The 11,550-nt window shown below is 58.5% G+C and carries 12 protein-coding genes; 2 read left to right on the top strand and 10 right to left on the bottom strand.

Annotated features, from left to right (window positions below; translation table 11 throughout):
* Positions 1–249: 249 nt before the first annotated feature.
* Positions 250–447, bottom strand: a complete 198-nt coding sequence (locus tag GJE22_RS03660; protein ID WP_456236442.1) for a hypothetical protein — start codon at positions 445–447, stop codon at positions 250–252.
* Positions 448–618: 171 nt separating this feature from the next.
* Between GJE22_RS03660 and istA the strand changes: the two genes are divergently transcribed.
* Both istA and istB read left to right on the top strand, forming a co-directional pair.
* The gene (gene istA / locus GJE22_RS03655; protein ID WP_144687853.1) at positions 619–1,857 is read left to right on the top strand and encodes an IS21 family transposase; all 1,239 of its coding nucleotides are present in this window, start codon (positions 619–621) and stop codon (positions 1,855–1,857) included.
* Positions 1,854–2,627, top strand: a complete 774-nt coding sequence (istB, locus tag GJE22_RS03650; RefSeq protein ID WP_144687852.1) for an IS21-like element helper ATPase IstB — start codon at positions 1,854–1,856, stop codon at positions 2,625–2,627. Before istA ends, istB begins: the two co-directional genes overlap by 4 nt.
* Here istB and rfbB read toward each other — a convergent pair.
* The 9 genes from rfbB to GJE22_RS03605 form a co-directional block, all read right to left on the bottom strand.
* Complete coding sequence (gene rfbB / locus GJE22_RS03645) at positions 2,569–3,537, bottom strand: dTDP-glucose 4,6-dehydratase (RefSeq protein ID WP_144687851.1); 969 nt, start codon at positions 3,535–3,537, stop codon at positions 2,569–2,571. The two genes, istB and rfbB, sit on opposite strands and share 59 nt — an antisense overlap.
* Positions 3,538–4,042: 505 nt before the next feature.
* Entirely contained in the window at positions 4,043–5,182 is a 1,140-nt protein-coding gene (locus GJE22_RS03640; protein WP_144687850.1) for a DUF262 domain-containing protein, read from the bottom strand.
* Between the two features lie 12 nt (positions 5,183–5,194).
* Positions 5,195–5,947, bottom strand: a complete 753-nt coding sequence (locus GJE22_RS03635) for an FRG domain-containing protein (RefSeq protein ID WP_019128458.1) — start codon at positions 5,945–5,947, stop codon at positions 5,195–5,197.
* Between the two features lie 28 nt (positions 5,948–5,975).
* The gene (gene wecB / locus GJE22_RS03630; RefSeq protein WP_186297387.1) at positions 5,976–7,082 is read right to left on the bottom strand and encodes a non-hydrolyzing UDP-N-acetylglucosamine 2-epimerase; all 1,107 of its coding nucleotides are present in this window, start codon (positions 7,080–7,082) and stop codon (positions 5,976–5,978) included.
* A gap of 92 nt (positions 7,083–7,174) precedes the next feature.
* Positions 7,175–8,062, bottom strand: a complete 888-nt coding sequence (gene rfbA, locus GJE22_RS03625) for a glucose-1-phosphate thymidylyltransferase RfbA (protein WP_144687849.1) — start codon at positions 8,060–8,062, stop codon at positions 7,175–7,177.
* Between the two features lie 49 nt (positions 8,063–8,111).
* A complete protein-coding gene (locus tag GJE22_RS03620; RefSeq protein ID WP_144687848.1) occupies positions 8,112–8,963 on the bottom strand; it encodes a fumarate hydratase in 852 nt (283 codons plus the stop codon).
* On the bottom strand, positions 8,960–9,478 hold the full coding sequence (locus GJE22_RS03615) for a fumarate hydratase C-terminal domain-containing protein (RefSeq protein WP_218957884.1): 519 nt from the start codon (positions 9,476–9,478) through the stop codon (positions 8,960–8,962). The genes GJE22_RS03620 and GJE22_RS03615 overlap by 4 nt, the downstream gene beginning before the upstream one ends.
* Before the next feature lie 4 nt (positions 9,479–9,482).
* A complete protein-coding gene (locus GJE22_RS03610; RefSeq protein ID WP_144687847.1) occupies positions 9,483–10,622 on the bottom strand; it encodes an HpcH/HpaI aldolase/citrate lyase family protein in 1,140 nt (379 codons plus the stop codon).
* 10 nt (positions 10,623–10,632) lie between these two features.
* The gene (locus GJE22_RS03605; RefSeq protein ID WP_144687846.1) at positions 10,633–11,535 is read right to left on the bottom strand and encodes a peptidase; all 903 of its coding nucleotides are present in this window, start codon (positions 11,533–11,535) and stop codon (positions 10,633–10,635) included.
* Between the last annotated feature and the right edge of the window lie 15 nt (positions 11,536–11,550).

Here is an 11,550-nt window from a genome sequence, read left to right as displayed (position 1 = left end):
CTCGGCGAACATCGCCGCCGCCCGCTCCTTGGTGGCGCGGTCGTATCTCAGCCGCAGGTCGATCGCCATGCATGCCTCCCGTCTCCCGGATCAAGGTTTCCTTGTCCAAGAAACGGGGTGCGGTTCATCCCCGTTCGCCGTGGGGTGTACTCGGATTACGGCTGCGACCTAGTTCCTGCTTAACAGATTACGGGCGTAAAGCTTATCGGTGAAAGCTAAAGCATTTCCACGTTTTACTCGCCGGGGTTCCTACTGCCCCTGCGCGGCGTAGCGGGCCTCGGTCGCCTCCTTGGCGGGACGCCACCAGGCCTCGTTCTCGCGGTACCAAGCGATGGTCTCGGCGAGGCCGGCCGCGAAGTCGGTGTGGGCCGGCTCCCAGCCGAGCTCGCGGCGGAGCTTCGTCGGGTCGATCGCGTAGCGGCGGTCGTGGCCGGGGCGGTCGCGCACCCAGTCGAAGTCGTCCTCGTGATACCGCTAATGTAAAAACAACCATCCGCGCAAATGCATCGCGCCATCCGCGCTAACGGAAACCCGCCATCCGCGCAAACGCACTTTCACCAGCCGCGCAAACGGAAATATGCTCCAACCGAGGATCCGAAGCCTGCGGGAGGAGCGCGGATGGAGAGGAACGTGATGGGCGAGCTGAACATGCACAGGGCCGCCGGGACCAAGCCGAACTTCAGCGACATAGCGAGGCGCCACGGCCTGGACCGGCACACGGTCGCGAAATACTGGAGGGAGGGGGCGGAGGTGGAGGACCGCAGGTCCGAGCGCGAGAGCGCCTTCGAGCGCGTGAGGCCGGTGGTCGAGGCGAAGGCCCAGCTGCCCGGGATGACCAAGCGCGCCGTCTACGAGCTGCTGGCCCACAGGTACGGCGACCCGCCGCTGCCCGGCTACGGGGCGTTCACCGCGTGGTGCCGGCGCCAGGGCATAGCCTTCGGGCGCGCCGCCGCCCCCGAGGCGCACCCGAGGTTCGAGACGCCGCCGGGAAGGCAGCTGCAGTTCGACTGGAAGGAGGGGATGCGGCTCGTCGACGCGGAGGGCGAGCTGCACGAGTTCAGCGTGTTCACCGCGACGCTCGGCTACTCGCGCAGGCACGTGTTCATCCCGACAAGGTCGAGGACGACCGACGACCTGCTGGCGTGCCTGCTGGCGACGTTCAGGACGCTGGGCGGGGCGCCCGAGGAGCTGGTGACCGACAACATGTCCGCCGTCGTCGCCTTCGAGGGCGGCAGGAGGCGCAGGTCCGAGCGCGTCGAGCGGTTCGCCAGGGAGGCCGGCTGCAGGCTCGTGCTCTGCCGGCCGCGCAGCCCCGAGACCAAGGGCAAGGACGAGAGCGCCAACCGCTTCCTCTCCAGGCTCTCCGCCTACGCGGGCGAGTTCGCCGGCTGGGAGGGCCTCCTCGAGTGCGTGGCGCGCGTGGAGCGCCGCAGCAACGAGGAGCCCAACGGGACGACGGGGGTGCCGCCCGCGGCGCTGTTCATGCGGGAGAAGGAGGCGCTGCGCCCGATCGGCAACATGCGCCTGCTGGAGTCGATGGTCGGCGACGTGAGCGTCCAGACCGTGCCCCCCACGATGCTCGTGAGGGCGGCGGGGCGCCAGTGGTCGGTGCCCAGGCGCTGCATCGGCAGGCGCGTCACCGTCGTCGCCATGCCCGGCGGCCAGGTGAGGGTGCGCATGGGCGGCGAGGAGGTGGCGGCGCACGACGCCTCGGGGGCCGCCGGCCCGATCGTCTACCAGGAGGAGCACTACATGGAGGCGCTCGACGGCAAGCGCTGGGCGGACGGCGACATACGCGCCGCCGCGCGCGCCAACCTCGACCTCCTCGACGCGCTCGGAGGGGGCGGTCCCAAGTGACCGCGGTCGCCGAGGCGAGCCCCTCGATCAGGGCGCGGGACAACCTCTCGGCGCTCGGGCTCCACGAGATGGCGGCGTCGCTGCCCGACTACGTACGCATGGTCTCGGCCGGCGAGCGGGACTTCTGCTCCGCGCTCGAGGAGATGACCCGCGTCGAGGTCGCCGCCCGCGAGGCGAGGATCGTCCGCCAGCGCATACGCTCCTCGGGCTTCCCCTTCGTGAAGGGGCTCGCCGACTTCGACTGGGACTTCCAGCCGAGCGTTCCGAGGGCGCGCGTCGAGGAGCTCGCGACGCTCAGGTTCATAGAGCGCGCCGAGAACGTGCTGCTCGTCGGCAGCCCGGGCGTGGGCAAGACCCACCTCGCCGTGGCCATCGGCGTCGAGGCCGTGCGGGCGGGGCGCGAGGTGAGGTTCATGGACTGCGCGAGGCTCGTCGAGGACCTGCAGGACGCCCAGGCGCGCGGGATACTCAAGAAGCGCCTCAAGTACTACGCGCACTCGAAGCTGCTCGTCATCGACGAGCTGGGCTACCTCGACATCGGGGAGGGCGGCGCCGACCTGCTCTTCCAGCTCATCTCGACGCGCTACGAGCAGCGCTCGACGATCATCACCACCAACGTCGGCATCGGCGGTTGGGGGAAGGTGTTCGGCGACGACGTGGCGGCGAGCGCCATCGCGGACCGCGTCTGCCACCACTGCCACGTCATCAAGATCACGGGCAGGTCCTACCGGCTGAAGGACCTGCCGCGCGAGAGGAGGGACGCCGAATAGCCGAAAACGGTGAAGGTCCGTTGGCGGAACCGGTGAAAATGCGTTGGCGCGATCGGTGCCGATTCATTTGCGCAATTGGCGAAAAGTGGGTTGACGGTATCACCTCGTCGCGGCCGAACGCCTTGAGTATCTCGCGCAGTACCGTGATGTTGTTCTTCTCGCCGTCGGCGCCGATCAGGTAGGTCTCGCCGGCGCGGCCGCGGGTCAGGATGGCCCAGACGGCGGAGCTGTGGTCCTCGGTGTGGATCCAGTCGCGGACGTTCAGGCCGTCGCCGTAGAGCCTCGGGCGCGCCCCGTCGATCAGGTTCGTGACCTGGCGCGGGATGAACTTCTCCACGTGCTGGTACGGGCCGTAGTTGTTCGAGCAGTTGGAGATCGTGGCGCGAACCCCGAAGGTGCGGTGCCACGCGCGGACGAGCATGTCAGACGCCGCCTTCGTGGAGCTGTAGGGGCTGCTCGGGCGGTACGGGGTCTCCTCGGTGAAGCGCGCCGGGTCGTCGAGGGCGAGGTCGCCGTAGACCTCGTCGGTCGAGACGTGGTGGTAGCGGACGCCGTGCTTGCGCGCCGCCTCGAGGAGCGCGTAGGTGCCCTCGACGTTGGTGCGCAGGAACGGCTCGGGGTCGGCGATGGAGTTGTCGTTGTGGCTCTCCGCCGCGTAGTGCACGATGGCGTCGTGCCCGGGGACGATGCGGTCGAGGAGCCCGGTGTCGCAGACGTCGCCCACCACGAGCTCGACGCGGTCCTCGGGCAGGCCCGCGATGTTCTCCGGGTTGCCGGCGTAGGTGAGCTTGTCGAGCACGGTCACGTGCACGCCGGGGTGCTCGCGCACCACGTAATGGACGAAGTTCGACCCGATGAAGCCGCAGCCGCCGGTGACGATGATGTTGGCGGGCTCAAAGATCTCGGACATGTATAGCTCCTGTGGTCGCGGATAATACAAACAGTTGTTCGAAATAGATTATACTTATTTCAGCGAGCAGGCGGTGCCCTCCCAGTCAGCAGGATAGATTGGAGGGATCCCGTGATCGTAAAGCTAACCGAGCTGTTGCGCGCCCTCGCAGCCGTAACGGCGCTGGTTATCGTCCTGATTCTCTTGTTCAGGTAAACCAGCCGGGCGACGTTTCGCGATAAGGGAACAGCCGCCTCTGCACAAGCGGCTGTTCCGCGTGGGCGTCGCCCACCAAAAGCCTTAGCAGGAGGGCTTAAAACCTCTGCTCGCTGTAAGTATACCCGTTGGCACTCCTGCTTGCCAGCGGGTATACACCTTTTGCAGTATAGGCAGCCGTACCTAGATTTCCAACTCTATCGCGACGGCTTCCGAACTCAGCTGTACGCGTCACGCCTGGCGTGCCGCGCCTACAAAACGACCCTGCCTCATTTTGCATATCCCAAAAACAAGACGCACAGCCGTCCCGTCAGAGCAGCTCATCCTCCAAATCATCCATTGCCTGGCAAAAGACCTCTTTATTACCCGCTGCTCTTATGAACGCATTTATGCAGCGAGCTCTATATGTAATGGCGGACCCGTCGTTGATCGATTGGACCCGCCCGTTATAGTCTACAAGCATCCAGTTAAATCTCTCGGTTACTCCGCTCCACTCTGAAGGATCGGTTTGCCCGACCTCGCGACGCGCAGCCTCAAATCCTTCTAACAAATCTCGAACATCCGGCTTCCCCCAAGAATCGGGGTCCTCGCACGCCGCGTAGAAATATATGACAGCGTTGCCGATGCTGTATAACAGCCTGTCTTCATCTTGAAAGACCTCATCCATGACCTCGAGAGTATCCTTAACACGACCAAGAAGATGGGATATACGTTTGTCATCCAAGACTCCATCGACTGCACGCTTGTACATCGCATCAAGTCGCCCCTTCTTAGTGTCGAGAATCTTATTTTCATCCTCTAACATTTCAACGACTAGGACGTATTTTGCGATAATTTCATCGTTCTTATATCGCGCCCTCCGCCGCAGGCATCTCTTCGCAAAGCAATTACTCTTAGCAAGGTCGCGAACACCCGCCGACAAAGCGCTGCTCATTGCAGCCCGTCTCTCCTGCGCATTTAATGCAACGCCCTCATTCAAGCGAATAAAGAACTCATCAATTCGTCGTTCCGCGAGGCCGTCGAACACAATAATATCGAATCGGTAACGGCACAAATCAGCGTAGATTCCAGGGTGCTCACTCTTAATCTCGCTACAGCTTAGTCCGGCAAGATTTATATCCTCATCATCAAAATACTTGAAATCATCTGCGAGCGCATATTCTCCTGCAAAGAACTCGTATAGAGCCTGAAGTCGCTGCTTTCCATCCACCACGTCATACCGATACGCGAGCCGACTCCCGTCGTTGTCGGCAAGACGGGTTATTCTATTAAAGTAGAATTTCGGGACATCGAAGCCGTTGATTAGCGAATCAATAAACAGGCGCTTTTTATCCCTAGACCAAATATCCCCTTCGCGCTGATATGGAGGATCGAGATTGAGCGTGCCAAAAATCGCTATGAGATATTCAACTGACGAAGTAGAATCATCGACCCTATAAAACTTTTTCATAACATATCCTTCTTATAGCGACGTCTTAGAGCTGTCGTAGTTAACCTTGATATGTTTTGCGAGATGATCGAGATCCGGATACGACGAAGCCTCATCGATGCATAGAAACTTCAGCTCTCGTAGTATTTCATCCTTTGATTCAGAAGGGACTCGGTATTTGAGGCAACAACCAGCCAGCGTGTCATCTGACTGGAAACAATCCCTTGCTGGATACAGCGTAAATACTCCTTTCTGCGCACCGATTCTTGGAAAGTGGTTGTAGGCGACCACGGCCGCGGGAATCATGCCGCGCCTGCCTCCCGCTCCAGGCGCATACGCCTCCAAAGTGTGATCGCCGTCATCAAGAAGTACCGGAAAACGGAAAGCGTTGCCGAATGCAAACCTGTTCAACTGTTTTGGATGCAATACGAATAGCGCCCCGTCTTCGTCAGGGTGGTCGACCACTGCGAAATAGAGCGCCTGAAGCGGGCTTTGACTCCAATCCAGCAATCGCGTCGGTAAGCCATAGTGCTGCGCGAGAACCATCCATGCCCACTCTCCCACAGGGCTATACTCTGACCAGAGCAAGGCATCATGTTTAAACTCATCCAACATCTCGCGCTCATGATCAGCATGGCCTTCGTTTCTGAACAAAGAGGGGTTCAGACTGAATGCATAGTCCGCTTGCCCGCGGAACCATACCGGCTCTCCGAGGCCGAGCGCTTGGTGAAGACCGACGAGATCGCTAACCGATTCGATTTCAATGGGGTCTTTGGATGTACTCACCGTTTCGCCTATTCATCGCTATGCAGAACTATAGAGAGTGAGCGAGTATTTCGGATATTCGCTCACTGGCATGCCCATCGCCGTACGGGTTGGAGGCGCGCGACATCTCGGCGTAGGCAGCCGGGTCGTCCAACAGGCGCGAGAACTCGCGGTAGATGACCCCCTCCTCGGTGCCGACGAGGCGGAGCGTCCCGGCCTCCACGCCCTCGGGGCGCTCGGTGGTGTCGCGCATGACGAGCACGGGCTTGCCGAGCGAGGGCGCCTCCTCCTGGATGCCGCCGGAGTCGGTGAGGATCAGATAAGAGCGCGCCATGAAGTTGTGGAAGTCCACGACCTCCAGCGGGTCGATGATGCGCAGCCGGTCGAAGCCGTCCAGCTCCTCGTGCGCGGCCTTGCGGACCTGGGGGTTCATGTGTATCGGGTAGACCGCCTTCGTGTCCGGCCTCTCCTCCATCACGCGGCGTATCGCGCGGAACATGCGGTGCATGGGCTCACCCAGGTTCTCCCTGCGGTGAGCGGTTATGAGGATGAGCCTGCTGTCCGCAGCCCAGTCGAGCGCGGGGTGGGAGTAGCCCTCCCTCACCGTGTGGCGCAGGGCGTCGATGCCGGTGTTGCCGGTGACGAAGATGCGCTCGTCGGTCTTCGCCTCGTCGAGGAGGTTCCGCCGGGAGGTCTCCGTGGGGGCGAAGTACCAACGCGACACGACGTCCACCGCCTGGCGATTGAACTCCTCGGGCCAGGGGCTGTAGAGGTTCCGGGTCCTGAGGCCCGCCTCGACATGCCCCACCGGGACCTGGAGGTAGAACGCCGCGAGAGCAGCCGCGAAGGACGTCGTGGTGTCGCCGTGCACGAGCACGACGTCGGGGCGCTCCTCCTCAAGAACAGCTTTAATCTTGAGAAGCACGTCGGACGTGATGTCGAAGAGCGTCTGCCCCGGCCTCATGACGGCTAGGTCGTGGTCGGGGGCCACGCAGAACACGGAGAGCACCTGGTCGAGCATCTCGCGGTGCTGGCCGGTGACGCAGACGACCGTCTCGAACTCCTCCGGCCTCGACTTGAGCTCGAGCGCCAGCGGGCACATCTTGATGGCCTCCGGCCGGGTGCCGAAGACGAGCATGACCTTCTTTTTTGCCATGAGAAACTTCCTATCCGTTTTTCAATGTACGCCAGGGCAGGCCAAGGGATAATCGCGCGAGCAAGCGACCCGTCCTGTCAACCAGCTCCGCCCTAAGCGCGCTCGGCCTCGTCGGCGATGGAAATGAGATACCGGCCGTAATCCGTCTTCGACATCTCCTCGCCCAGCGAGCGAAGCTCGTCGGCGCCGATGAACCCCCGGCGGAAGGCGACTTCCTCGATGCAGGCGACGTAGTAGCCCTGACGCGACTGCACGGCTTCCACGTACTCAGCGGCCTTGAGCATTCCCTCGGGCGTCCCCGTATCAAGCCAGGCCATCCCGCGACCCATCAGTTGGACCGACAGCTGGCCATCAGCTAGATACGCGTTGTTGACGCTTGTGATCTCCAGCTCTCCCCTATCACTTGGCTCTACCTGAGAGGCAATGTCAGAAACCTTCCCATCGTAGAAATAAAGCCCTGGTACCGCGTAGGAACTCTTGGGATGTTCCGGCTTCTCCTCGATCGAAAGGACGCGCCCTCCATCGCCGAACTCTACTACGCCAAAGGCACGGGGATCGCGGACGGGGTAGCCGAAAACCACGGCACCGCCCTCGTTCTCCACACTCTCCCGGGCTCGCCATAGAACACGCGAAAGGTCCTGGCCATGGAACATGTTGTCCCCCAGCACGAGTGCGCAGGGTTCACCGGCGATAAAGTCGCACCCAATGGTAAACGCTTCTGCAAGACCGCGGGGCTTTGCCTGCTCCGCATATTCAAAACGCATCCCCAAGTGAGAGCCATCGCCCAAGAGCTCTTGGTAGAACGACAGGTCACGCGGAGTCGAAATAATCAGCACCTCACGAATACCCGCCAACATCAGCACAGAAAGCGGGTAATAGATGAGGGGCTTGTCATAAATAGGCAGCAACTGCTTGCTGACCGCCCTCGTGATGGGATAAAGCCGGGTACCCGAGCCTCCAGCAAGGATAATGCCCCTCATACTATTCACCTTTCAAGATACTTTGTTCAAAACGCTATCGAGCTGTCACCTAGACCTCAACGCTCGCTACTCTCGGTTCAAAACAGCAGCACGGACGCATGCAAACGATTCTCACCCCACTAGCGCGCGCAGGGCCGATTTTGACAAACGATCCGAGCAGTGTAGTGGAGCCACCCATTCCTATTGGGCCAACACCGCTTGCATTTACACCGTCAGTAATGCGCTTCTCGAGCGGTGTCTGCTCGTCAAGCGTACCATCCACCATAGCCTGAAGCATCAAGTTGCCGGACTCATAATGCGAGCGACCTATTCCAATAGCAAGCGTGCAGGGCGTGCATCCCAGTTGGGCGCAAGCGTCTTTTGCCCATCGGACTATTTCATCTTCAACGTTCTTCGAATCATGTCTATGAAATATTCGATAGCTCCTACCACGAATAGCAGGTCCCCCGCCAAGCATGAGAACATGAACACGCAGCACCGGCTCAGTTATCCTTCGTACCGCAATAGGAGCAGGCTCAAGATCGGCAGGGTCATCAGACATGCCCAAAACCTGTCCGATTCTATCCTCCCCTTCTCCTATCACAGCCATAGGGCGACCGGGAAGACGACGAAGGCCTTCTGCCACACCGCGCTCAATCGAATCCAGCAGGTCCGCCGTCAGTTCTCGCCCTGTCCCGACATCAACCATTACGTGCGGAATACCGGTATCGTCACACAATGGACTTCTTGCCTCTTCCGCAGCTATAGAATTTGTCAGAATTGTCTCAAGAACCCATCTAGCATTTTCATCAGATTCATTATTGATGGCACGACGATATGCCCTTTTTCGATCATCGCGAAAAGTTGATCCGCTCTCCACGAGACAATCGGCGATTTTTTCTACTACGGCAGAGTCAGTCATTGTACGTCCCTTTCAAAAATGCTATCCCCGCCTACCGATGCAACGATTCCAGGACAACCATCGAGTTCAAGACGCCAAAACGCCTCCATGCCCAACTCCGGATATGTGACGCATTCCTTCGAACGCATGTTTTTGCTTAAAAGCGCCGTCACCGGAGGGACCACTATGTAGACCGCGCCGTAATCTCCTAGCGCACGCACCGTGTCTGCATGGAGCTCACCCTTTCCAAGAAAAACCTTAACGCCGGCCTCGCAGAGCGGAAGAAAACTCTCCTCGAGCTCAACTTTATTGCTCGACGTTGGTCCTATACCAGCATCGCTTACCGCCGTATGAAAAATTGCCGCACCGCTTAAATCTATACCACTTGAACCGAAGCTATTATCCTTAATAGCAGCACACAGCTTAGGGAGAACAGCATCCCTACCAGCAAAAACAACCCCCTTAGCCATAATCCGATCACCAACGAATAGATTAGGAAGGTGCATCGCAGGGAGCTCCAGCACTTTGAAGTCCATAATCTCACCTTCCGAATAGCTCGACGTAGCTGCGCTCGCTTTCGATTACGCCATAAGCCTTAGAACGAGCTATGACCTTTTCCGCCCAACGAGTATGGGGTCCAATTTCGTTCATCTTATTTGAGGTTGCGCTTTTCAATACACCGCCTTCAGCGGCGAGAATCTGTGATGCGTCTTCATACTCTTCAAGCGTAACCGCCTGAAGGGCATTGACATACTTGACATGAGTAGGATGGATAACCGTCCGTCCTACAAAGCCGTTCGCTTTGTCCAAAATAACTTCGCGCAGCAAGCCATCGACCTCCTCGTTAACAATTCGATGGCGTCTCAAGAGGCGATCCTGCAAATCAATTTCGGGAAGATCTTCGAACATCATCTCTTTACTTGCGCGGAAGTATTCCCACACTGGGCCAGAGACCACGTAATCATTATCTCTCGCAAACATGTTTAGAATGTCCGAGAGGATTTCCCTCACCGTCATGATGTCATAGATTGAATAATCGACACCGCGCCTTAAGCCAAAGCACGACGAGAAGTCCGTCGCCCCCACCCTTACCTGGAGAACTAGCGATTTATTGGCATCGAGAATATCTCTGATGCCCATAAGCTCGGCAAGTCTTGTCTCTTTATGGGCAACGCGAGGATCCTCGATAATTGGCATTCCATAGAGCGTGAAATCAAACCGTTCATTCAGCTCTTTCAGATAGTTGAAGTAGCCCTCACCGTTTCGAGTATTGAACTTCGGGAAGTTGAAACCGCAAAGCACACGAGCTTGCTTCGGGGTCAAACGCTCTGCAAAATCCATAAATTGCCTGAGGGAGCGAACGCGACAAAAGATCAGGGGGATTGCATCTGGCGAAACAGAACCATTTTCAAGAGCATCCCCCACCACATCAAGCAACGTTAATGTATTTGCTTCTGCCTCAGGCAACCTGCTTTCAGGGCATGCGTCCTCAAAGCAGAGGACCATTGAAGTAAGACCGGGCATTGCTTCAGATAGGATTTTTCCCGTGAAATCCTGATATCCAGGCATATACATTGTCGCGCCAAGACAATACCTCAACAACTCAGGGTCTGTATTGCGATCAAAGCTTACCGGCTCCTCGACAAACTTAAAGTCGGGATTATAACGATGGTGCTTCATTGGTGAGCCCCTACTCAATCGATCCGCGAGGAGAAACGACCGCCTCGGGATAGTACTGGTCGATCATCCGTTTCACGAGCGCGACTTGCTTGGCGCGCTGGCGCGCCTGGTCGACGGTCGTATCCCAGCTATGAGTACCTGCGACGCTACCGCCTGTTTTGAGATATAGAGGGGCTGCAACACGAATCATCTCGGGCACCTCATAGTGACGTATAAAGCCACCGGAAGAGGTAGGATTCTCCGTATGGATATCGATAGGCACATCAACCGCTTGGCGCATGGCTGCAAGCATTTGGAGTTGGATGTCGCGCACAGGATTGATGGAGTCTAGCCCAATCGACTCCATAAGCCTGGCTGAGCACGGATTAGAGATACCAGCATGTGCCGACATCTTAAAGCGGCAGTCCGAAGGAATAAACCCGGCCTTTCGCGCTTCATTCAGAACCCAAAGGGCGCCCTCATCGTATACAAGAAAACCTCGCACTCCAAATGAAGCTGCCCTGCGAACCTCCTCGATAGCGCGAACGATCTGTTCCTGCCCCCGAAGTCGATAGCCAATACGCTTGCCTTCCTCGGTTTTCGCAGTTGCAGACGTATCCGTAGTAGCACGAGGACCAATGGCAAGAATAAGCTGAGTTTGGTACTCGTGAGCAAGCCCAACCATTTCCTCAATTTCACTGTCGAGAAGTGTCATGATTCCTTTTGTTTGAGTAACGCGATGAATGGCTATGCCATATTCGTCGAGCTTCTCCAAAAGAGCACGCATGGCGGCAGGCCCTTGAATCCCAGGAACTTCGAAGCGATACTGCGCCCCGTCCGGGAAACGCTTAGAAGATGTCGGAAGATCGTACCGATCTCCCTTTGGAAGCCCAAGGCCGCTTAGGAACTCCCTCGTTTCGTCCATGGTAGTCACAGTCCTCTTCCTTCT

The organism is Enorma shizhengliae, assembly GCF_009676995.1.
In the GTDB taxonomy this organism is placed as follows: domain Bacteria; phylum Actinomycetota; class Coriobacteriia; order Coriobacteriales; family Coriobacteriaceae; genus Enorma; species Enorma massiliensis.
The sequence above is the reverse complement of the archived record's forward strand: the minus strand, read 5'-3'. Positions and strand labels throughout refer to the sequence as shown.

Bases quoted from the DNA above. Each gene is read 5' to 3' on its own strand.
- istA (WP_144687853.1), top strand. From the start codon at position 619: ATGGAGAGGAACGTGATGGGCGAGCTGAACATGCACAGGGCCGCCGGG.
- rfbB (WP_144687851.1), bottom strand. From the start codon at position 3,537: ATGTCCGAGATCTTTGAGCCCGCCAACATCATCGTCACCGGCGGCTGC.
- GJE22_RS03640 (WP_144687850.1), bottom strand. From the start codon at position 5,182: ATGAAAAAGTTTTATAGGGTCGATGATTCTACTTCGTCAGTTGAATAT.
- wecB (WP_186297387.1), bottom strand. From the start codon at position 7,082: ATGGCAAAAAAGAAGGTCATGCTCGTCTTCGGCACCCGGCCGGAGGCC.
- rfbA (WP_144687849.1), bottom strand. From the start codon at position 8,062: ATGAGGGGCATTATCCTTGCTGGAGGCTCGGGTACCCGGCTTTATCCC.
- GJE22_RS03620 (WP_144687848.1), bottom strand. From the start codon at position 8,963: ATGACTGACTCTGCCGTAGTAGAAAAAATCGCCGATTGTCTCGTGGAG.
- GJE22_RS03615 (WP_218957884.1), bottom strand. From the start codon at position 9,478: ATGGACTTCAAAGTGCTGGAGCTCCCTGCGATGCACCTTCCTAATCTA.
- GJE22_RS03610 (WP_144687847.1), bottom strand. From the start codon at position 10,622: ATGAAGCACCATCGTTATAATCCCGACTTTAAGTTTGTCGAGGAGCCG.